A 21,736-nucleotide genomic window follows, 5' to 3' on the forward strand; every position below is an offset into this window, starting at 1 on the left:
AATCTGGCACCGTCGCGCATCGAATCGTCTCTCCGATCGGTCACAACATCCCGCTAGATCCGTCTTGGCGCCGTCGCGCACCGAATCATCTCTCTGACCGGCCAAAACGCCTGCTAGATCCAACCTGGCACCCTCGCGCACCGATCTGGCGCCCAAGAAGTGTGGACGAGGAGCTGCGGGTAGCCGTGCTCGTCGCCAGCACCCGGGAGGGCCGGGTCGGCGGCGAGATCGGCCGATGGTTCGTCGAGCGGGCCGCCGGGCACGGCGGGGTGGTGCTCGACGTGCTCGACCTCGCGACGTTCGCGATCCCGGCCCGGCTGCCCGCCGAGCCGACGGCCGGCATGGCCGGGTTCGCGAAGCGGATCGCGGTGGCCGAGGCGTATGTGGTGGTCACGCCCGAGTACAACCGCAGCTTCCCGGCGTCGCTGAAGCAGGCGATCGACTGCGCGTACGAGGAATGGCGGGCCAAACCGGTCGGCTTCGTCTCCTACGGCTACCGCGCGGCCGGGCGCTACGCAGTGGAGCACCTCCGGGACGTCTTCACCGAACTGCACACGGCGACAGTGCGGGATTCGGTGTGCCTCGACTTGCTCGAGCACGAATGCGGCGACCCCGGCGCGGGTCCGCACGGGGAATCCGCAGGTCACGCGGCCTCTGCTCTACTGGACGAGCTGATCTGGTGGGGACTGGCACTGCGCGAGGGCCGCCGCGCGCGGCCGTATCGCGGATGAGGAACTGAGGGGAAAGGACAGACATGAGCAACGCAGCCGGGGAACCGGCGATCGAGACTTCCGGGCTCGTCAAAGTGTTCGGCGAGACCCGCGCGGTGGACGGGGTCGACCTCGTGGTGCCCGCCGGAACGGTGTACGGCGTCCTCGGGCCCAACGGCGCGGGCAAAACCACCACCGTCCGGATGCTCGCCACGTTGTCCCGCCCGGACGGCGGCGAGGCGCGAGTGTTCGGCCACGACGTGGTGCGCGAGGCAGACGCCGTGCGCAGCCGGGTGAGCCTCACCGGCCAGTACGCGTCGGTCGACGAAGACCTGACCGGGCAAGAGAATCTAGTGCTGCTCGGCCGGCTGCTGGGACACCGCAGCGCTGCCGCGCGCGATCGGGCGGCCCAATTGCTCGCGGCGTTCGGGCTCACCGAAGCCGCGCGCCGGCAGGTCAAGAACTACTCCGGCGGCATGCGCAGGCGGCTCGACATCGCCGCGAGCATCCTCAACACGCCGGACCTGCTGTTCCTAGACGAGCCGACCACCGGCCTCGACCCGCGCAGCCGCAACCAGGTGTGGGACATCGTCCGCGCGATCGTCGCGCAGGGCACCACCGTCCTGCTCACCACGCAGTACCTCGACGAGGCCGACCAGCTGGCGTCGCGCATCGCGGTGATCGACCACGGCCGCGTCATTGCCGAGGGCACCAAGGGCGAGCTGAAGGCCTCGGTCGGAGTCGGCGCCGTCCACTTGCGACTGCGCGACGCCGACCAGCGCGCGACCGCCGCCGAAGTGCTGGAGCGCGCGCTTTCCGCCACCGTGCAACTGGATCACGACCCGGTCGCGATCACCGCCCGGCTGTCGTCGGACGCACAAGAGGCCGCCGCCGACCGCGCATCGCGGGCTCTCGCGGAGCTCGCCAAGGCCGGCGTCACCGTCGACACGTTCTCGCTCGGCCAGCCCAGCCTCGACGAGGTTTTCCTGGCCCTCACCGACCGCACAGCCACCGAGGAGGCGGCGTGACCACCGTCAAGGAACCCGATCTCGACCTTGCGGCCCCGAAGCCGGACGAGCTGGCCGCGGTCCTGCTCGCCACCGAACGCCCGCCGCGGCCGAGCGCGTTCTCCGCGTCGTTCTCCTTCGGCTGGCGGGCCGTGCTGAAGATCAAGCACGTGCCGGAGCAGCTGTTCGACGTCACCGCGTTCCCGATCATGATGACGCTGATGTTCACCTACCTGTTCGGCGGCGCGCTGGCCGGTTCGCCGACGCAGTACCTGCAGTTCTTTCTGCCGGGCATCCTCGCGTCGAGCGTCGTGATGATCACGATGTACACCGGCGTCGCGGTGAACACCGACATCGAGAAGGGCGTGTTCGACCGCTTCCGAACCCTCCCGATCTGGCGGCCGGCCCCAATGGTCGGCTACCTCCTCGGCGACGTGCTGCGGTACCTGATCGCGTCCGTGGTGATCATGGTCGTCGGCCTGATCCTCGGCTTCCGCCCGGACGGCGGAATCGGCGGCGTGGCCGTGGGCGTCCTGCTGCTGCTCGTGTTCTCGTTCGGGCTGTCGTGGGTGTGGACGATGTTCGGGCTGCTGCTGAGGTCCGAGAAATCGGTGATGGGCGTCAGCATGATGGTGATCATGCCGCTGACGTTCCTCAGCAACATCTACGTCGACCCGTCCACCATGCCCGGCTGGCTCCAGGCAGGCGTCTCGGCCAACCCGATCAGCCACCTGGTGACCGCAGTGCGCTCGACAATGTCCGGAGCCTGGGACGGCAACGCCATCATGTGGACCCTGATCGCGGCGGCCGCGCTGACCGCGGTGTTCGGGACCCTGACGATGCGGCTGTATAACCGGAAATGACCCGGGCCGAGCGGGAGGCCGCGCCGGACGGCCTCCCGCGCCCGGTCGTGTTCAGGTCGTGGGGGAGAGGACGTAGGAGAACCGCCGGACCGCCGGGACCCATTGCTGGAAACGGGAAAGAGCGTCGATGCCCAGCGCGGTCGACACGTGGGCAAGGCCGCGATGCAGCTGGCGCCAGTCCCGCAGTTCCTTGTCGCAGAGCATCCCGGCGACCGGGTTCTGCCAGACCTCGCCGCGCCGCCGCGGCGCGCAGTCGGCCACGAACTCGGTCCAGGTCGCTTCCGGCGAACGGTGGACGAGACCGCCGGTGATCGACCGGTCCGGGTCCGGCAGGGTGTCCAACGCCTTCTCGAGCACGAGCCCTGGCGCGGTGAGCAGACCGAGCAGTGCCACCACAGCCTGATAGTCGCCGGGTTCGGCGGGGTGGCCGAGAAAACGCGAAGCCGCGGAGAGATCCCGGGTCGCGCGAAGCATCCGGTACAGGTTGAACAGCCGCTTCGCCTCGCGTGGGGTGCTGATCAACATGTCCAGCTCGGACAACAGGTCGATCTCCGCGGGCGTGAGCGGACGAGGCGGATCCGCGGCCCGCTCCGGACGGCTCTGACTGTCTACTTCGGACCCTTTCTCGATCTCGGGAACGACGTCCGGCAGCGGCCGGTCCGGCGAAGGAATCTGCTCGGTCCGCGGCCGCTCCTCGCCCGCCGGCTCCAGCAGCCGGTCGTCGGTCAGCGACCGCAGCAGGCTGCGCAGGCTTCCCTCGGACATGGCGGGAAGCACGAACGGGAGGTTGATGATCTTGCCGAGATAGTCCTCCGGCGAAGCGAGCCTGCCGTCGTCGACGGAATCGTCGAGCATCCCGTCGTAGTGGCTGTGCAACGACCGGGTCAGCCAGCGCGGGTCGACGCCGACCACCACCACGAACAGTTCCAGGGCGAGCAGCAGGTGCACCGCCTCCAGCACCTCGACCACCTGGCGCGAGCTGCACCGGTCGAGGTCGTCGATGTACAGCACGATCCGGTCGATCGGGGTGCCGCCCGAACCGGGGTTGGCCCGCCAGTCGGCCATGAGGTCGACCAGTTGCTCGAAATCCTTGCGGATGGTCGAGATCAGCCCGAGATCGCGGCGGTAGGAATCGCCGTGCGCGCGATCGGCCAGGAACGCGTAAAGATTGCGGCCCGGGGTCAGCTCGGTCAGCTCCCGGCCGAGTTCGCCGACCCTCGCCACCACCTCTTCCAGCTGAGCCTCAGCGACTCGCTGGTCGGTCTCCGCCCTGCGGATCTCCTCGAGCATCCGGACGACCTCAGGCGCGACCGTCCTGCTCGCGCCCCGGCTGATGCCGCGGCGGAGGTCCTCGCTGAGTTCGCGCAACTCCCGGATTCCCGCCCGAGCCCGGCTCAGCAGCACGACCCCGGTACCCGCCACCGCGGCGAACCCGGCGCCGACTCCGGCCAGCCATTCCCTCGCGACCGGAGTGGCCGCCGCGACCAAGAATCCCACGAACAAAACGACCGCCGACGCGATCAGCGCTGCTTTGCCCCAACGTCCCTTCGGCGACCTGCGCAACGCCTCGGCTTCGGACAACGTGCCGCGCAACTGCTCGACCAGCAGTGCACCCTGCTCTGCCTCGTCCTGGATCCCCAGGCGGCGCCACACTTCCCGGCTGCCCGCCAACGACCGGATCAGGACCTTCGCCGTGTCCTTCCGGCTCAGCGCGGCCTTGTCGACATCAGCCTGGAGTTTCGCGGCGGTCGCCTGTGCCTGGCGTTTCGCGTCCTCGAGTTCGGTGACCTGGTCGAGCCGTTTGGCGAGTTCCTCGCGCAACTGCTCGCGGCGCTGCTGCGCGTTCGGGCCGGGACCGGCGAGCTGCCGGAAGATCTCGTCCCCGAGGCTGGCCCACAGGTTGCGGTCCGCGTAGTGCCAGGCGTTGAACCCGATCTGGACGATCTCGCCGCAGTAGGCCGGATTGCCCGAGCCCGCGAGCCGGTCGACCTCGTCCCGCATCAGCCCCATGAAGTAGCTCTTGCCGGACCCCCACTCGCCGAACACCCCGACCGACAGCGGCGGCAGAGTGCTCCGGTCGGCGATCACCGTCGCCAGCATCGACACATAGGGCGCGACCCCGAGCCGGTCGCGGTCGAGCGGGATGCCGAGCGTCGGATCTACCAGGTCGTTCGAGATGCCGCCCGCCAGCTCGACCGAGGAAAACCTCGCGCCCCCGGCCTGCTCCCAGGCCGCGCGGATCGCGTCTTCCGTCTGTGCGGAGTTGCAGACGAAGACAAGACTGCCCAGCCCGCTGGCTCCATGGAGCGCGCGGACCGCCGCCGGAATCGCGACCGCGGCGACCTCCTCTTCCCCGAGCCCGATATCGCCGGTGCCCAGCAGCGGAAACCCGAGCGCGCTCGAATTCGCGCCCGCGGCGAACCGGATCCCGGTTTCGGTGGCGGTCGCGATCGCGGGCAACGACGGCAGACCGAAGGCGCCGTCTTCGTGCGGCGTCACGAGCACCGCGAACCTCAGCGAGCCCCGGCCGGCGCCGCGAAGGTCCAGCACGAACGGCCGCTCCGGGACGATCGCGTCGTAGTCGACCGAATCCCAGTCCGCGTCCGGAAACTGCTCCCGGACCGCGCGACCGAGGCTGCCGAGAGTGCCGCCGACCGAGATCGCGACGGCATCGATGCCGGACTCCCACGGACGGTGCGTGCGCACCAGATAGCACGAGGTCCCGCCCGCCGTACCGAGATAACCGGAGTCGTCGTGTTTCGGTGTGCCTGCCATACCAGCCTGCGGCCTCCACAACGTCGACGCGGACGGCCAGCCTAGCCATGAGTGCCGCTTCGGCGCTTGGATTGCGCGGTTTCGGCCCGGAGGCGGTTTGGGTGCGCGGGTGGCACGGATGCTGCTGCGCCCGTGAGCCGTCGCTGGTCCACTGCACCGACTTGCCGCACCGACCCGCCGCGCCGTGCTGACTCGTCGCGCGGCCCCGCCGCGCAGGGTCGCCGCGCGAGTTGCCACCCGGGCAACCCCGTCCTGCGGTCGCTCAGCCCGGCCGCTTGGACCTCCGCGACGGTCCGAGCAACTTTTGGCGGCGCGCTCGTTCTGATGCCTGGCGGTCGGGCTGCGGGGTCGGCGCGGCGCTCCTGGGCGCGCTGGGCGGTTACAAGCGCCAGGTCATGGGCTTCTCCGGTTGGTAGCTGCAGGACGAGCCGGTCGTGATGGTGGTGCGGAGGTGGTCTGCCAGTTCCGGGTGGAGGTCGCCTAGTTTGCGGAGGGTGTCGCGGATTCGGGCGGTCACGGCTTTGCGTGCGCGTTCCGTTTCGTCGCCGAGGCGGCGGGTTCGGCCGGACAGGCCGGTGGACGTTCGGAGTTCGTCGAGCAGCGCTGCGCGTTCTGTGTCCAACGCGGCGGCTTTGGCGTCGTCGCCGCGGAGGGCGGCGGCGTCGATCGCTTCGTCCAGTTGGTCGAGGCGGCGGCGGTAGGCGGCTTTCGCGGTGTCGTCGAGGATGGGGTCGCCGCTGAAGGCTTTGGCGGCTTCTGATTCGGCGCCGCCGTCGGGAGAGAGCAGTTGTGCGGCGGGGGTTTCGGTTCCTGGTCTGCTCAGCAGGAAGTTCAGGTCTCGCAGGCCTTTCGCGTCTGGCATGCGTACTTCCCGGTTGGCGAAGCGCAGCGTCCACACCGCGTCGGTTCGGTGGAATTCGTTGGCGGGAACGGACGGTGCTGGGCGGGGGCGCGCGGTGAGGTGCTGCAAGCCCAGTTCGGCTGCTTCGGCGGTGACGGCATCGGCCAGGGCGGTTGCGCGCTCGGTGTCGCCCAGGTCCTGCACCGTGCTGGCGAGGTGGTTACGGGCTTCGGCTGCCCACGGGCGGGCGCGCAGCCGGTCTGCGGAGCGGGCGGCGGAAGTGAAGCGGGCGGCGGCGGTTTCGGTATCGCCCAGGGTTTTGTGGAGCAGGCCTAGCCACAGGTCTACTGGGCCGCTCAGTTCGCAGCCGTAGAGGGAGACCAGCCATTCTCCGGAGTGTGGGGAGAGTTCGCGCAGGAGCCGTTCCGCTGCGGCGCGGTCTTTCAGCACTGCGGCGGCTTGGGCTTGGCAGCGCAGCCACAGCGGGGTGAAGGCGCGGCCGTAGGGGCCGTCCGCGGATGCTTCGGACAGTTCGTGCCGGGTGGTCGCGGCGTCGCCGGCGAGTGCCGCGGTCAGGGTGCGCAGCAGGGCGGGGTGGGGGAAACCGGCGTCGGTCATCTTTGCCGGGAGGTCGGCGGCTTCGGCGAAGCGGCCTTGGACGAGCAGAGCGCTCCAGCGCAATTGGTCGGGCAGATAGCCGTACTCGTTGGTGCCGAACAGTTCTGGGGCGGCCAGAGCTTCGGCGAGTGCTGTGTCGGCTTCGGCGAACCGGCCGCGGAAGGTGCAGATGATGCTGCGATCGATTGCTTCCGCCACCTTCGCGGCTGGCAAGCCTTCGTCGGCGATCGCTTGGAATACCTGGAACTGGTCCAGGTAGCGCGGGTCTCCTTGTTCCAGCATCGCGACCCATTTGAGCGAGGCGGCGAAGAATTCGTTCTCGCGGTCGTTGGTGCGCTTCGCGACGGCGGTCAGTTCATCGGTGAGCCGCTCGCGTTCGGCACCACTGCCCAGGCCCCAGATCGCGTCGTGCCGTGCCCACAAGGTGAACGCCAGCGCATCGTCGTCCTCGTCGTCTCGGGCGAGGATCGTGGCGCGGGCGGTGAGTTCCAGCCGGATGCGGTCGAGCGAGAGAGGTTCGGCCGCGTTGCCGCCGCACAGTTTTTCGTGTGCTTCGCGGAGAAGTTGAGCGGTGAACTCGCGCCGGGCGCCGCTGGTGCCGAATTTCGACAGGGTGAGGGCGGCGCGGGCGAGGAGGTTCGCGTTGTCCAGCCGGCGAGCTAGGGCGACCGCTTCCTCGCAGAGGAGCCAGGCCTCGTCCTTCTCCTCCATGCGCCACAGCACGGTCCCCAATTCCAGCGCGACGACGGCTTGGCCGCGTTCGTCCGCGGCGCGTTCGCGGGCTCGGCGCAGGTGCGCGATGGATTCCTCGAACGCCATCCGGGCGCCGGCGTCTTTGGCCGCGGCGAGCAGCAGCCGGACGACGTGTCGCGGTTCGAGGTCGGTATGGGCGAGATAGGCGTGCCGGGCTCGTTCGGCGACTCCGGTCAGGGCCGGGGTGTGTTCGCTGGCGCGGACGACTGCCGCGTGCTGGCGTTGCGCTTCGGCGGGGGTTAGTTCGGCGTATCTCGATTCCCGCACCAGGTCGTGTGCGAAGGCGAAACGGCCCTCGCCGAGCGCGAGGACGAGCCGGGCGGCTACGGCGCGCGTGAGCAGGTGGTCGACCTGTGCGACGGGCGCGCCGGCGGTGGCGGCCAGCAGTTGGAGGGAGAACTCGCGGCCGAGCACCGCGGCATTGGTGAGCAGATCGGTGACGGGACGGGGGAGGAGGGACAGCCGTCGCTGGAGTGCGTCGGCGACTCCTGGCGCGACCGCGGACACCGTGTTCCCGCTGCGCCACAGCCGCGCGGTCTGCTCCACGAAGAACGGGTTTCCGCCGGTGCGCCGGTGCACGTCGGCGGCCAGTTCAGTGCCCGGATCGGCGTCCGCGGTGCGGCTCATCAGCTCGGCGACTCCGGCTTCGTCCAAGCCGGTGAGCGTGATCGTGGTCGCCTTCGCGAGCAGCGGCAGCATCAGCTGGTGCAGGGGATGGCCGGGCGCGTCCACCTCGACGTCGCGGTAGGTGCCGATGAGCAGCAGCCGTTCGAACCACGTGTGCCGGGCCGCGAATTCGAGCAGGCGCAGCGACGCCGGATCGGCCCAGTGCAGATCGTCGAGGATGACGACCACCGGGCGCTCCTGGGCCACCGTGACCAGCGCCCTTGTGACGGCGTCGGGCAGCTGGAACCCGTCGTCAGCCGGTGGTTCGGGGGTTTCGCCGAGCAGCGCGGACAGCGTCGGCGAGCTGGCGACGGCCCATTCGTGCGCCGCGGCTTCCCGGCGCAGCGAGCGCATGACCTGGACCCATGGCCAGTAGCCCGGCGCGGCTCCGGACTCCCAGCAGGTGCCGCCGAGGACGAGCGCGCCTGCCTCGCGCGCGTCGTCGGCCACTGCGCTGACCAGCGTGGTCTTGCCGATTCCGGCTTCCCCGGTGACCAGGGTGAGGCCGCCGTGGCTGGCGGTGGCGCGCGAGAGCTGCGCGCGCAATGTCGAGGCGGGGTGGGCCCGCCCGATCAGCGCCGCAGTCATGTCCGGTTCCTCCCTTTCCTTGCGAGCCTCTCACGGACTCGCGATGCCGTCTCGTGCTTTCACCGGCTGCGACCGGCTGGTCACGCAGGTCGTGTCGGTCGCGGTCGATGCGGGTCATTCTGTCCGGGGGGTCTGACAATTTCCGGAGCCTCGTCACCTGGCCGGGTGACGGGAGTCCACTGTGGACCGGCGCTGGTCACAGGGTGACGGGCGTCTCCGCCGAGGACCGGCGCGCGGGGTGGTTGCGGTACTGTCGCCGGCATGGGGAGTCTCCGTTCGCGCGTCCTCGCTTGGGCCGGCCGCCGGTACATCGCCCGCCAGCAGAAGCGCGGTTTCGATCTCGAGAAGATGGCGCTGCTGCCGGATTCGGCGCTGGAGCCGTTGCGCCGCCAGGGCCTCGACCCGGTTCCGGACCTCGGCAGGCTGCGCGGCGAGGCGCCGATCAGCAAGCTGGACCTGCCGTTCGGGATGAACGCCTGGCTCGTGACCGGGTACGAGGAGGCCAAGGCGGTCCTCGGGAAGGGCACGGAGTTCAGCAACGACTTCACGAATCTCGTCGGCAACGCGGGCGTCACCGAGGACCAGAACCCGGGCGGCCTCGGTTTCGCCGACCCGCCGGTGCACACGCGGCTGCGGAAGCTGCTGACGCCGGAGTTCACGATGCGGAGGCTGTCCCGGCTCACGCCGCGGATCGACGAGATCGTGGCGGGCCAGCTCGACGCGATGGCCGCCGCCGACGGACCGGTGGACCTGTGGGAGCAGTTCGCGCTGCCGATCCCGTCGCTCACGATCTGCGAGCTGCTCGGCGTGTCCTATGAGGACCGGGCGGACTTCCAGCGGCTGAGCACGGCGCGGTTCGACCTGTTCAGCGGCGCGGGCGCGTCGCTCGGCGCGATTTCGGAGTCGCTGGGGTACCTGCTCGAGATCGTCCGCAAGCAGCGCGAGCAGCCCGGCGACGGCCTGCTCGGCATGCTGATCAAGGAACACGGCGACGAGATCGACGACCGCGAACTCGCCGGTCTCGCGGACGGCATCCTCACCGGCGGCCTCGAGACCACCGCGAGCATGCTGGCGCTGGGCGCGCTGGTGGTGCTGCGCGACCCGGCCGCGTTCGAGGCGGTCCGCGGCGACGACGATTCGGTGCACCGGTTCGTCGAGGAGCTGCTGCGGTACCTGACGGTGGTGCAGATGGCGTTCCCGCGGTTCGCGAAGCAGGACCTGGACGTCGCCGGCGTGCACATCAGCGAGGGCGACATCGTGCTGGTGTCGCTGTCGGTCGCGGACCGCGACCCGGTGCTCGGCAAGGGCGACATGGACCGCTTCGACCCGACCCGGGAGCCGTCCTCGCACCTGGCGTTCGGGTACGGGATCCACCGGTGCATCGGCGCGGAACTGGGCCGGATGGAGCTGCGGGCGGCGTACCCGGCGCTGGTCCGGAGGTTCCCGAACCTGCGGCTGGCGGTGCAGCCGGAGGAACTGGCGTTCCGGAAGGTGTCGATCGTGTACGGGCTCGACTCGTTGCCGGTGCTGGTGGACTGACGCCGAGTCCACGGGCGGCGAGGGGCGGGTTCCTGGGGTCGGGCCGTGGCTGGCGCGCCGGACTTGAGACGGCTGTGGCTTGGGTGGCGGGGTCGACCGCCGGCTAGTTGACCGTCGGGTGCGACGGAAATGCCCCAGCGGACGGCTTGGGCAGCGGCAACACCGACGGCGCGGTGGCTTGGACAAGCGCGGTTGCCTGGGCGGCGTGCTTGCTCGGGCGGGGCGGTCGGGTGAACGGCGTGCTTGCTTGGGCAGCACGTTCGCTTGGGCGGCGCGGGTGCTTGGGCGGCGCGATGGCTTAGACGGCGGGTCCGCTTGGGCGGGCGCGGCCGGATGGCTGGCGTGCTTGCTTGGGCAGCGCGGTCGTGTGGGTGCCTGGGGTGGCGCGATGGCTTAGATGGCGCGTTCGTTTAGGCAGGCGCGGTCGGATGGATGGCGCGTTCGCTTGGACAACGCGGTCACGTGGACGGCGCGATCGCCTGGACGGCGCGATCGCCTGGGCGGCGTGCTCGCCTGGATGGCGTGCTCGCCTCGAGAACGCGGTCACCTGAACGCCGCCGCCACCTCGACGGCACCCTCGTAGTCCGCACAGCGGGCACGCTCGAACCGACAGCGTCCGCCCTCGGGAACCCGTCACCCCAGCCCTCTCACGGCACCTCCCTCAGCGCCCCTCGCCGCACCTCTCGCCTCATCGCACCCCTCTCGGCCGGAACTGCACGCTGATCCTCGGCCCCACCGCCCGGGCCGTCTTCGGGATCGCGTGTTCCCACGTTCGCTGGCAGGACCCGCCCATAACGATCAGATCCCCGTGTCCCAACGGGTAGCGCACCGAGTCCCCGCCGCCTCTCGGGCGCAGCGCCAGGTGCCGGGCCGCGCCGACGGACAGGATTGCCACCATGGTGTCCTCGGTCCGGCCGCGGCCGAGGTCGTCGCCGTGCCAGGCGACGCTGTCCTGGCCGTCCCGGTAGTAGCAGAGCCCGGCCGTGCGGAACGGTTCGCCCAGTTCGGCCGCGTAGTGCGCGGACAGTGCCTCCCGCGCCTCGGTCAGGACCGGATGCGGCAGCGGCGCGTGCTCCCGGTAGAAGCACAGCAGCCGAGGGACGGCGACGACCCGGTCGTACATCTGCCGGCGTTCCGCGTACCACGGGACCTCGGCCGCCAAGTGCTCGTACAGCTCGTCCGAGCCGTCGAGCCATCCCGGCAGCACGTCGATCCACGCGCCCTGCCCGAGTTCGGTGCGCTGCACGCCGGACAACGGGCCCAGTGTGGCCGGCCCGCTCGCACCGAACAGCGAGCCCTGAAATGCCTGACTCATGCCTCCAAGCTACACGACGATCGAACACCTGTTCGGATGAACTACTCGGCGGGCTTGGGGTGCGCGGTGACGACGAGCCGGTGCAGGCGGGCGTCGGGGGCGGATTCGTTGTGGTAGCGGGACACGAGGTCGGTCACGAGGGTGGTCAGCTCGTCCGTGAACGCCGACCGGTCGCGGGCGGAGGCGAAGGCGATTTCCGCGTCCAGGGTCAGCGTCGAGAGCGGTTTGCCCGCCCGGGCCGCGCGTCGAGTCAGGCCCGCGACCTCGCGCAGGGTTCGGCCGGCGACGGCGAGCAGGTAGCTCACCGACAGGCGGTCCGGCTTTACCCGGGCGGAACCGGCCGCGCCGAGTGCGGCGGGGGAGACCAGGTAGGCGCCGGCGGTGGCGGCGAAAAGCCGTTCGGTGAGGCCGCCCCACTGCCGGGTTCCGGCGGGTTCGATCAGGCCGTGCGATTCGAGCGCGCGCAGGTGGTAGTTGACCTTTTGCCTGGTCAGGCCCACCTTGGCGGCCAGCGCCGCGGCGGACGCCGGTTCGGTCAGCGCTGCCAGCAGGCGGGCGCGCACCGGGTCCAGCGCGGCCGCCGCGACGGCGGGGTCCTCGATCACTTCGACGTCCTGCATCCCCTGAGCCAAGCAGTGACAAACAAAGTCGTCAAGGGAAACGCTCTTGTCCGCGACCGGCCGGGGACCTACAGTGATCACCCAGTGGTCTGGACCTGTACCGCTACCGCCGCCCTGAGTTCCACGGAGGTTGGCACGTGCGCACGAGAACCCGGATCGGCGGAGCACTGGCGGCGGCGGTGTGCGGGGTCGCGATTCTCGCCCCGGTCGCGGACGCCCAGGTCGGCGGCGGCACCTGGAAACCCTGGTCGCCGGGGTACAAGGAACAGCAGAAGGGCTGCGGCCAGGTCAGCGGGCTCACCTTCAAACTCGCCTGCTCCGACGGCAGCGGCGAGCAGCGGGCCGAACGCCGCTACGACACCTACACCGGCGGCACGCACCAGTTCGAGGGCTCGTTCAAGATCACCAGCATGGGCGGTTCGCGGATCAGCCTGAAGCAGACGTTCCGCGACGGCTCGAACGCCGGGCCGTATTTCCTGCTGGCGGTGGAGAAGGGCGGCAGGCTCTACACCGTGGAGAACGGCCAGACGGTGGCGACCGGCGCGACGGTCGGGACTTCGGTGCGAGTCAACACGATCAACGAGGTCGGCAGCTCCCACAAGGTATACATCAACGGTTCGCTGAAGCAGACGGACGACAGCCCATCGGGTAGTTATTACGACAAGTTCGGGTCGTACCGGACGGCCAGCGGCGCCGGGCCGATTACCGTGCAGTGGAGCGGAATCAAGTTCTGGACCAGGTGATTCGCTTGCTCGCGGGACGGGTGCTTTCTCCGCCGCCTGGCATCCGTCCGGCGGGCGAACCCGGGCGAATTTCCGTTGCCGCGGCACCGAAATTCGGTCACTGTGGCGGTCATGACTCTGGTCGAGCATTACGACACCGAAACCACCGAAAACACCCGGCTTCTCCGATCGCCGCACGGCAGGCTGGAATTCCGGCGCACGCAGGAACTGGTGCGCAGAGCGATATCCGCGCCAGGGCAGAGAATCCTCGACGTCGGCGGGGCGACCGGGGCGCACGCCCGATGGCTGGCCGCGGACGGACATTCAGTGCACGTAGTCGATCCGGTGGCCGGCCATATCGCGGAGGCGGCGGAAATCGAAGGCGTCACAGCGGAAGTCGGCGATGCGCGAGCTTTGACCTGGCCGGACAACAGCGCGGACGTCGTACTCCTGATGGGTCCGCTCTATCACTTGACCGAACCCGGAGACCGCGCGCAAGCGTTTGCCGAAGCCCGGCGCGTGCTTCGTCCGGGCGGCATGGTGTTCGCCGCCGCGATCAGCCGCTATCTCTCGGTCATGGAGACCGGAACCAACGGTCAGCTCACCGAACAGCTGACACCGTCGGTGGAAGCCGTCCTCGATACCGGACGCTATGACGGCCACGTCGGCTTCGTCGCCGCGCATTTCCACACCGCGGACGAGCTGCGCGGCGAACTGGAAACCGCTGGGCTGTCGGAGATTTCGGTGTACGGAGTGGAAGGTCCGGCCTGGCCCGCGCTGGATGTCGCCGGGATCGGGGGATTCGACGCACGCGTGGACGCGGCCCTCCGCTGCGCCCGTCTGGTCGAGCAGGATCCGCTCCTGATCAACGCCAGCGCGCATTTCCTTGCCGTAGCGGTCAACTAGCCCATTCGTCCAGCGAATCCCAGGCCGTGAGCGTCCGGCGGCTGGTGAACCGGCGAGGTTCGCCGCTCAGCGGATCGTCGAATTCCAGCACTTTCGCCAGCAGCTGCAACGGTTTGGTGAAGTCGTCCAGCGGTTTCTCGTGCAGCTCCGGATAAAAATCGTCGCCGAGGATGGGGACGCCCAGGGAACACATGTGGACCCGCAACTGGTGCGTACGCCCAGTGGCGGGGGTGAGGCGATAGCGGCCAAGCCCGTCCCGGTGCTCCAGAAGCTCCACTGTGGACTCCGAGTTCGGCGGCCCGGGAATCTCCTGCGCGGCCAGCACGCCGCGCTCCTTGATGATCCTGCTGCGCACGGTCCGCGGCAGCTCCAGGGAAGGATCGTACGGCGCGATCGCCTCGTATTCCTTGCGCACCAACCGATCGCGGAACATGGTCTGGTACGCGCCCCGCGCGGACGGCGTGATCACGAACATCACCAACCCCGCCGTCACGCGGTCGAGCCGGTGCGCGGGGGACAGCGCGGGCAGGTCCAGCGATCGGCGCAACCGCACCAAAGCGGTTTCCAAGACGTGCCGCCCGCGTGGAATCGTCGCCAGGAAGTGCGGTTTGTCGACCACCAGCAGGTGCTCGTCGCGATGCAGGACGGTGACGTCGAACGGCACCGGGACCTCGTCCGGCAGGTCGCGGTGGAACCAGATGAACGAACCGGGGGCGTACGCCGCGTCGATCCCCAATGGACCGTCCTCGCCGTGGATGCGCTGCTCGTGCAGCATTTCCTCGATCCGCGCGGGAGCGACCCGGGGGAGGCGTTCGACCAGGTGCTCCAGCAGAGTCGTCCACGGGCCCTCGTCGGGCAGCCGCAGCCGGGCCGGGTCTAGGCCGTGCCGGGGCGGGATCGGGGCCGGGCGCTTGCGTCTCATCGGCTCCCGAGTCTAGTCGGCGGGGTTCCGCCGGTAGGCCGCGATGTAGCGGGCGGTCGCCTCGGCGTTGGCCTCGGCGGCTTTCTCGCGCCGGATCCGCTTGCCGGTCCCGGGCGGGAAACCGTTGCGGGCCAACCGGTGGTCGATGCTTTCCTCCATGTAGGCGCACGAGTAGAAGTACGACACCAGCGCGGCCATCAGCACGATCGCCAGCCGCAGCCCGAGCGGGGCCGGCAGCAGCAGCCAGACCAGGCACAGCGGCGCGATGCCCACGGACGCGCGCAGGACGTGCCGCGCCTTCCAGTGCTTGGACGTCGCGTCGTGCAGCAGCCAGTCCTGGTAGCGCTCGGGGAGCCGTCCGCTCACGGCGTACCAGAACCAGCGGAGAACGCCGGGCCGTTCGGTCATCGTGCCTCCTCGGAGTCTGCGACCAGAGTACCCTAATGATTAGTACACTAACTATTAGTGTGGTGCAGCCCGCGCTAGGGTGGGCTCGAGCACGAGGAGGACGAGTGGCCGAGATCGACCTTGGCGAGGACCCGCTGAAGCTCGACCGGCAGGTGTGCTTCGCGCTGTCGGTCGCCTCGCGCAGCGTGATCGCGATTTACCGGCCGCTGCTGGAGCCGCACGGGCTGACGCATCCGCAGTACCTGGTGATGCTGGCGCTGTGGGAGCAGTCGCCGCGCTCGGTCAAGGACCTCAGCACGGCGTTGCGGCACGAGCCCGCGACGCTGTCGCCGCTGCTCAAACGGCTGGAGGCGGTCGGGTACGTGACCCGAGGCCGCAGCAGGGCCGACGAGCGCCAGCTGACCGTCGAGCTCACCGAGAAGGGCCGGAATCTGCGCGCGGAGGCGGAGAAAATCCCGTATCGCGTCGTGGAGCGGCTCGGCATGGAGGTTTCCGAGCTGGAAGCGCTGCACGCCGCGCTGGGCCGGGTGATCGAAGCGACCGCCTAGCGGGAAGAACCAGCGCCCGGATCCGGTTCTGCTCAAGGGAATGTGCCGACTGAGCGGAGCGAACGTGGACAAGATCCGGGTGGGGGTGGCTCCGGGACTCGGGACCGGGCCCGCGGAGTTTTCCGGTTTGGCGGAGTTGACGGAGGCGGCGGGCGTCGACTCGCTGTGGCTGTCGGAAGTGGTCTATTCGCCGGACGTCGACCCGTTGATCGGCATGACGCACGCGCTCGCTCGCACTGACCGGCTCAAACTGGGCACCGGCGTGGCGATCCTGCCCGGACGGAATCCGGTGCTAGTCGCGAAACAGCTGGTCACGCTAGCCGGGCTGGCACCGAAACGGGTGCTTCCGGTGTTCGGGCTGATGCCCGCGCAGCCCGCCGAACGCGCCCTGTTCCCGGTGCCGGAGGGGCGACGCGCGGCGGTGTTCGACGAGTCGCTCGTGTTGCTGCGCCTGCTGCTGGAACAAGACAACGTGTCCTTCGACGGAGAGTTTTTCCAGGTCGACAGCGTGACGATCGGGCCGCGTCCGGCGAAGCGGCTCGACGTCTGGGTCGGCGGGGCTGCTCCGGCGGCTTTGCGTCGAGCGGGCCGGTTGTCCGATGGATGGCTCGGCAGTTTCCACACGCCGGACCAGTCTCGGGCGGCAAGGCTGGCGATTCAGGAAGCCGCGGCCGAAGCCGACCGAGAGGTCGAATCAGACCACTTCGGCCTGAGCATGGTCCTGGCGCTGCACGGAATTCCGGATGGGCTGCGGAAGGTGGCCGAACGGCGAAACCCAGGCCGTCCGGCCACCGAACTCGTGCCCACCAGTTGGGCCGAGGCGCGCCGGATGATCGAGCAGCACATCGAGGCCGGACTCACGAAATTCGTGGTCAGGCCCGGATACTCCGGCGACTACCGGCAGTTCCTCGACGATTTCGTGCGCGAACTCGTGCCGCTGCAGAACTAAAACGCCAGCTGTTCGGTCTTGCGGGGCATGAGCAGCAGCGCGACAACGCTGAGCACCGACACCGCCACGATCGCGAGGAACACGTTGTGCGTGGCCCCGGCGAGCGATTCGCGCACGTACGCCGTGGCCGGCGAGTTGTCGTGGGCGCCGGTGAGGATGCGGCTGGTGGCGTCGACGCTCGCCGGAAGGTGGCCGGCGACCTCGGCGGGCGGGTTCGCGAACCGGCCGGCGAGGGTGGCGTTGGCGATCGCGCCGAAGATCGCCGTGCCGACCGCGCTGCCCAGCGAACGGCTGAACATGTTGGTCGCGGTCACCACCCCGCGGCGCTCCCAGCCGACAGTCGACTGCACGGCCACCACGGTCGGGCTCGACGAAAGCCCGAGCCCGATGCCGACCACGAACACGGCCGCCGCGGCCATCCAGACCACCGAGTCCAGGCCGAGGAACGTCGCCATGACCGCTCCGACGAGCAGGAATCCGCTGCCGATCAACGCGGTGTCGCGGAATCCGATCCGCAGGTAGACCTTTCCGGACAGCGACGCCGCAATGGGCCAGCCGATCGTGAGCGCGGCCAGCGCGAAGCCCGCGGTGAGCGCGTCCGTGCCGAGCACGCCTTCCGCATACGTCGGAAGGAACGAGCTGAAGCCCAGCAGCACCGCGCCGGTCACGAGCGCGACGAGGTTTCCGCCGATCAGCGTGCGCCGGGTGAACACCCACAGCGGCAGCACGGGTTCCTCCGCGCGCCGTTCGACCAGGACGAACGTGACCAGCATCAGGACGGCGACGGCGAAGATCGCCAGGCTCGGCGCGGACGTCCAGCCCCACGCGACCCCGCCTTCCAGCAAGGCCAGGATCAGCAGCGCGCAGCCGAGTGTCAGCAGGGTCGCGCCGGCGTAGTCGACCTTGTGCCGCGTGCGTTTCACCTGCTCGGTGAACTTGCGATAGAGCATCCACGCGGCGAGCGCGCCGAGCGGAAGGTTGACGAAGAAGATCCACCGCCAGCTGAGGTATTCGGCGAACACGCCGCCGAGCGTCGGCCCGATCACCGAGGCGACCGCCCACACTCCGGCGAGGTAGCCCTGCACCCGGGCACGCTCCTCGACGGTGTACAGATCGCCGACCATCGTCATGCTGATCGGCTGGACCGCGCCCGCGCCGATGCCCTGCACCGCGCGCGCCGCGATCAGCACCGGCATGCTCCAGGCGACCCCGCACAGCACCGAGCCGAGCAGGAACGCGGCGATGCCGAAGAACATCACCGGGCGGCGGCCGAGGACGTCGGCGAACTTGCCGTACAGCGGCACGGTGACCGCCTGGGTGAGCAGGTAGATCGAGAACAGCCACGGGAACTGGGAAAACCCGCCGAGGTCGCGGACCACCGAGGGGACCGCGGTGGCGATGATGGTGCTGTCGAGGGCCACGAGGCCGGTGCTCAGCATGACGGCGGCGAGGACGGGGCCCCGCTCGGAACGAAGGCCTACGGCGGCGCGTTTCGCCGCGGGCGGACTGCTCGTGGTTCCCATGCCGGGAATAAACTCCTTCGCACCGGCAAGCATTCCCCAGCCGATCGATCGGTGCACGGGTGTTCGCCTGGCCGTCATCATGGAGGGATGGACAGGTGGGTGCGGCCGATCGGCCAGGGCTGGGTCGTCGAGGGCACGGTGCCGGGACCGGATGTCGACGAGTTCGCTGAACCGGAGGCGGTGACGAGGGCGCTCGCGACGGCTCGCGGGGACACGCTGCTGGCCGCGCAGCATCCGGCGCGGACTCCCGCGGCGCTGGCGGCCGGGCTGGACGTCGAGGCCGCGCTGCCGGAGGCGCGGGCGACCCTCGAACGGCTGCTGACCGGGCATTACCGGCCGGAAACCGGGTTCGTCGCGGCCTATCGGATCGGCGAAACCATCGCGGGCGTGCTGTGCGTGGTCGACGTCCGGGAGCTGACCTCGGCCGGGGCGCACGTGAAGCACACCGAGGAGGTCTATCCGGAGGTGGTCGCCGAACGCGCGGCCGTGCTGGACGGCCTCGGCTGCGCGACGAGCGCCGCGCTCCTCGTGCCGGTCGGCGACGGCGCGGACCTGACCGCGGCGGTCAAGGAAGCGGCGAGTTCCGCGGACCCGGATGTGTCCACTGTGGACCGAGCCGGGCTGCCGCACGAGCTGTGGGTGGTGGGCCCCGGCGAGATGCAGGAACGGCTGCTGGAGGCCGCGTCGGCGAGCGATCTGCTGGTGGCGGACGGGAATCACCGAGTCGCGGCCGCCGCCGGAAGCGGCCAGCTGCTGGCGTTGATCACGGCGGGTTCGCAGCTGGAGATCCGGGCGATCAACCGCGTGCTCCTCGGGACCGGGCACACCGCCGAGGCCCTGTTCACGGCTTGGCAGGCGGCCGGGCTGGACGTGGCTTGGTCGGATGACCCGACCCCGCCTTCCTGCCCCGGCACCGCGGTGGTGCTGGCCGGATCGCGCGTGCTGCGGGTGCGGCTGCCCGGGTCGGATCCGCTGGTGATCGACCACGAGGTGGTGGAACAGCTATTGCTTGGCTCGGCACTCGGCCTCGACCCGGACGGCCCGCACGTCCGCCCGCTGCTGCCGGGCAGCCCGCTCCCGCCGGACGCGGACGCCGTGGTGCACCTGGCCCCGGTGCCGTTCGAGACGGTGCAGGCAGTGCACGCGGCGGGACGGCGGATGCCGCGGAAGGCCACCTACTTCACGCCTAAGCCGCGGGGCGGGCTGGTCTTAGCAAGCTGGTAAAAAGGTGCAGGTCAGCGTCTGTTCCGCTTAGGATCGCGCAGGTGGAGCTACCCCTGATGCCGCCGGTGCGGCCGATGCTCGCCAAAGCTGTGCACGAGGTGCCGCGCGATGGCGGATTTTGGTATGAGCCGAAGTGGGACGGCTTCCGCTGCGTGGTGTTCCGCGACGGCGACGAGGTCGAACTCGGCTCGCGCAACGACCGCCCCCTCACTCGGTACTTCCCGGAGCTGGTCGAGCTGCTGCGGGACGCGCTGCCGGACAAATGCGTCGTCGACGGCGAGATCGTGCTGGTCACGCCGAGCGGCCTGGACTTCGGCGCGTTGCAGCTGCGGCTGCATCCGGCAGCCAGCCGCGTCCGGAAGCTGGCGGAGGAGACTCCCGCCAGCTTTGTCGCGTTCGACCTGCTCGCGCTGGGGGAGCAGGACCTGACCGAGCAACCGTTCGCCGAGCGGCGGCGCGCGTTGGAGGGGATTTTCGCCCCTTCGAGCGGTTTGCAGCGGGTGCATCTGACCCCGCTCACGACGGACCCGGACACCGCGCAGGACTGGTTCACCCGGTTCGAGGGCGCGGGCTTCGACGGGGTCATGGCGAAGCCCGCCGATCTGCCGTATGAGCAGGACAAACGCGTGATGCTGAAGGTGAAGCACGAGCGCACCGCGGACTGCGTCGTCGCCGGTTTCCGCTGGCACAAGGACGGCAAGGGCGTCGGCTCGCTGCTGCTCGGCCTGTACGACGACGAGGGTTCGCTGCACCACGTCGGCGTCGCGAGCAGTTTCACCGCCGCGCGGCGCCGGGAGCTGGTAGAAGAGCTGGCCCCATGGCGGGAGAACGCACTCGACGGACACCCGTGGCGCAGCTGGGCGGAATGGCAGGCCGACGAGGTCCGCCGTCCAGGCGCGAACAGCCGATGGGCCCCCGACAAAGACCTGTCGTGGGAACCGCTGCGCCCGGAACAAGTCGCCGAAGTCCGCTACGAACACCTCCAAGGCGGCCGTTTCCGCCACGGCGGACGCTTGGTCCGCTTCCGTCCCGACCGAACTCCGGATTCGTGCACCTACGCCCAACTAGACGAAGCCCCGCCGGCCGAACTGGCGGACCTGTTCGGGGAGGCCCGATGAGCGGCGTGACACTGGAACTGGACGGCGTGGAACTGACCATTTCCAGTCCCGACAAGGTCTATTTCCCGGAACGAGGCGAGACGAAACTCGATCTAGTACGCTATTACCAAGCCGTCGCGGTACCGTTACTGGCCCGGCTAGGCGGACGGCCGCTCCTTTTGGAACGCTATCCAGACGGCGCAGGCGGAAAATCCTGGTTTCAAAAGCGCACGCCGAAAAACGCCCCTTCCTGGCTGACCACAGCCGTCGTCTCCACCCCGAACGGCACCACCAGCGACGCCCTGGTGGCCGCGAACCTGGCACACGTCCTGTGGGCGGTAAACCAAGGCTGCCTGGGCTTCCACGTATGGCCGAACCGCGCAACAGCGTTGGATATCGCCGACGAACTGCGCATCGACCTGGACCCGTCACCCGGCATCGGCTTCCCGCAACTGCGCGAAGCAGCGATACTGGTGCGCGAATTCCTGACCGAACTGGGAATCGAAGTCTACGTAAAGACCTCCGGCTCACGAGGCCTGCACCTGTACTCCATCCTGGAACCACGATGGAACGGCTACGAAGTAAGAGCAGCCGCAGTAGCATTAGCGCGAGCACTGGAACGCCGCCACCCAACCCTCATCACCGCACAATGGTGGAAAGAAGAACGCGGCTCACGAGTATTCGTAGACTTCAACCAAAACGCCCCGCACAAAACAGTTTTCGGCGCTTGGTGCGTCCGACCAAGACTAGGCGGACAAGTCTCGACGCCCATCACCTGGGACGAACTGGCAACAGTGGAGCCAGACACCCTGACCCTCTCGACCGTCCCCGCCCTGGTCGAGGAACGAGGCGACCCCTGGGCAGCCGCGAACGACCACCCCCAATCGATCGAAGCACTGCTGAAGCTGTCGCAAGAAGACCTGGCCAGCGGCCTAATGGACGCCCCCTGGCCACCGGTCTACCCAAAAATGCCGAACGAACCCCCACGCGTAGCACCAAGCAGAGCAAAAAAAGCAGCCACTACCGAGGAGTAACACCCCAACCCCCTCACACCCCGCAGCCGGTGCACTCACGATCGAGGCACCCAGCCCTGCCCCAACCCCGATACGAAGCCTCCTCTGCGGTCTGGGGGTGGGTGTCAA

18 protein-coding genes are annotated in these 21,736 nt (G+C 69.4%); 11 read left to right on the forward strand and 7 right to left on the reverse strand.

Features of this window, described 5'->3' with window-relative positions:
• Positions 1-161 precede the first annotated feature (161 nt).
• The 3 genes from ACFXI3_RS15020 to ACFXI3_RS15030 are packed head-to-tail and all read left to right on the forward strand — an operon-like array spanning position 162 to position 2,580.
• Complete coding sequence (locus tag ACFXI3_RS15020) at positions 162-731, forward strand: NAD(P)H-dependent oxidoreductase (protein WP_344278247.1); 570 nt, start codon at positions 162-164, stop codon at positions 729-731.
• Between the two features lie 23 nt (positions 732-754).
• Positions 755-1,738 carry an ATP-binding cassette domain-containing protein gene (locus ACFXI3_RS15025; protein WP_344278244.1) on the forward strand — a complete coding sequence of 328 codons (984 nt, stop codon included), beginning with the start codon at positions 755-757 and terminating at the stop codon, positions 1,736-1,738.
• Positions 1,735-2,580, forward strand: a complete 846-nt coding sequence (locus tag ACFXI3_RS15030) for an ABC transporter permease (protein ID WP_378399944.1) — start codon at positions 1,735-1,737, stop codon at positions 2,578-2,580. The genes ACFXI3_RS15025 and ACFXI3_RS15030 overlap by 4 nt, the downstream gene beginning before the upstream one ends.
• A gap of 51 nt (positions 2,581-2,631) precedes the next feature.
• Here the strand turns inward: ACFXI3_RS15030 and ACFXI3_RS15035 are convergent, their stop codons facing one another.
• A complete protein-coding gene (locus tag ACFXI3_RS15035) occupies positions 2,632-5,355 on the reverse strand; it encodes a P-loop NTPase fold protein (protein ID WP_378399945.1) in 2,724 nt (907 codons plus the stop codon).
• Positions 5,356-5,734: 379 nt separating this feature from the next.
• Positions 5,735-8,821, reverse strand: coding sequence for an ATP-binding protein (locus ACFXI3_RS15040; RefSeq protein ID WP_378399946.1), 3,087 nt, complete (start codon positions 8,819-8,821; stop codon positions 5,735-5,737).
• A 261-nt stretch (positions 8,822-9,082) separates the two neighbouring features.
• On the opposite strand from ACFXI3_RS15040, the gene ACFXI3_RS15045 reads away from it, so the two are divergent.
• Positions 9,083-10,360: a cytochrome P450 gene (locus ACFXI3_RS15045; RefSeq protein ID WP_344278238.1), complete on the forward strand. Its 1,278-nt coding sequence runs from the start codon at positions 9,083-9,085 to the stop codon at positions 10,358-10,360.
• A 688-nt stretch (positions 10,361-11,048) separates the two neighbouring features.
• Here ACFXI3_RS15045 and ACFXI3_RS15050 read toward each other — a convergent pair.
• Both ACFXI3_RS15050 and ACFXI3_RS15055 read right to left on the reverse strand, forming a co-directional pair.
• Entirely contained in the window at positions 11,049-11,675 is a 627-nt protein-coding gene (locus tag ACFXI3_RS15050; protein ID WP_370938527.1) for an alpha-ketoglutarate-dependent dioxygenase AlkB, read from the reverse strand.
• Positions 11,676-11,716: 41 nt separating this feature from the next.
• The gene (locus tag ACFXI3_RS15055; RefSeq protein WP_378399947.1) at positions 11,717-12,295 is read right to left on the reverse strand and encodes a helix-turn-helix domain-containing protein; all 579 of its coding nucleotides are present in this window, start codon (positions 12,293-12,295) and stop codon (positions 11,717-11,719) included.
• A 137-nt stretch (positions 12,296-12,432) separates the two neighbouring features.
• Between ACFXI3_RS15055 and ACFXI3_RS15060 the strand changes: the two genes are divergently transcribed.
• Together ACFXI3_RS15060 and ACFXI3_RS15065 are read left to right on the forward strand one after the other, a co-directional pair.
• The gene (locus ACFXI3_RS15060; protein ID WP_344278229.1) at positions 12,433-13,038 is read left to right on the forward strand and encodes a hypothetical protein; all 606 of its coding nucleotides are present in this window, start codon (positions 12,433-12,435) and stop codon (positions 13,036-13,038) included.
• Between the two features lie 111 nt (positions 13,039-13,149).
• A complete protein-coding gene (locus ACFXI3_RS15065) occupies positions 13,150-13,923 on the forward strand; it encodes a class I SAM-dependent methyltransferase (protein WP_378399948.1) in 774 nt (257 codons plus the stop codon).
• Here the strand turns inward: ACFXI3_RS15065 and ACFXI3_RS15070 are convergent.
• Together ACFXI3_RS15070 and ACFXI3_RS15075 are read right to left on the reverse strand one after the other, a co-directional pair.
• Complete coding sequence (locus ACFXI3_RS15070) at positions 13,916-14,845, reverse strand: RluA family pseudouridine synthase (protein ID WP_378399949.1); 930 nt, start codon at positions 14,843-14,845, stop codon at positions 13,916-13,918. The two genes, ACFXI3_RS15065 and ACFXI3_RS15070, sit on opposite strands and share 8 nt — an antisense overlap.
• Positions 14,846-14,857: 12 nt before the next feature.
• Entirely contained in the window at positions 14,858-15,253 is a 396-nt protein-coding gene (locus ACFXI3_RS15075; RefSeq protein WP_344278220.1) for a DUF5313 domain-containing protein, read from the reverse strand.
• Between the two features lie 104 nt (positions 15,254-15,357).
• Here ACFXI3_RS15075 and ACFXI3_RS15080 point away from each other — a divergent pair, with 104 nt between their 5' ends.
• Positions 15,358-15,801 (forward strand): MarR family winged helix-turn-helix transcriptional regulator, encoded by a 444-nt coding sequence (locus ACFXI3_RS15080; RefSeq protein ID WP_116203003.1) that lies wholly within the window; start codon positions 15,358-15,360, stop codon positions 15,799-15,801.
• A 64-nt stretch (positions 15,802-15,865) separates the two neighbouring features.
• Positions 15,866-16,750: a TIGR03854 family LLM class F420-dependent oxidoreductase gene (locus tag ACFXI3_RS15085; RefSeq protein ID WP_378399950.1), complete on the forward strand. Its 885-nt coding sequence runs from the start codon at positions 15,866-15,868 to the stop codon at positions 16,748-16,750.
• Here the strand turns inward: ACFXI3_RS15085 and ACFXI3_RS15090 are convergent.
• Complete coding sequence (locus ACFXI3_RS15090) at positions 16,747-18,273, reverse strand: MDR family MFS transporter (RefSeq protein WP_378399951.1); 1,527 nt, start codon at positions 18,271-18,273, stop codon at positions 16,747-16,749. The two genes, ACFXI3_RS15085 and ACFXI3_RS15090, sit on opposite strands and share 4 nt — an antisense overlap.
• An 87-nt stretch (positions 18,274-18,360) precedes the next feature.
• Between ACFXI3_RS15090 and ACFXI3_RS15095 the strand changes: the two genes are divergently transcribed.
• From ACFXI3_RS15095 to ligD, 3 genes are read left to right on the forward strand one after another with little or no spacing between them, the layout of a single operon-like run.
• A complete protein-coding gene (locus tag ACFXI3_RS15095) occupies positions 18,361-19,497 on the forward strand; it encodes a DUF1015 family protein (protein ID WP_378399952.1) in 1,137 nt (378 codons plus the stop codon).
• Positions 19,498-19,538: 41 nt separating this feature from the next.
• Entirely contained in the window at positions 19,539-20,615 is a 1,077-nt protein-coding gene (locus tag ACFXI3_RS15100; RefSeq protein ID WP_378399953.1) for an ATP-dependent DNA ligase, read from the forward strand.
• A complete protein-coding gene (ligD, locus tag ACFXI3_RS15105) occupies positions 20,612-21,628 on the forward strand; it encodes a non-homologous end-joining DNA ligase (protein ID WP_378399954.1) in 1,017 nt (338 codons plus the stop codon). Before ACFXI3_RS15100 ends, ligD begins: the two co-directional genes overlap by 4 nt.
• Positions 21,629-21,736 lie beyond the last annotated feature (108 nt).

Origin of the sequence: Amycolatopsis sp. NPDC059235, assembly GCF_042754125.1 — a bacterium.
GTDB classification, from domain to species: Bacteria; Actinomycetota; Actinomycetes; order Mycobacteriales; family Pseudonocardiaceae; genus Amycolatopsis; species Amycolatopsis albidoflava.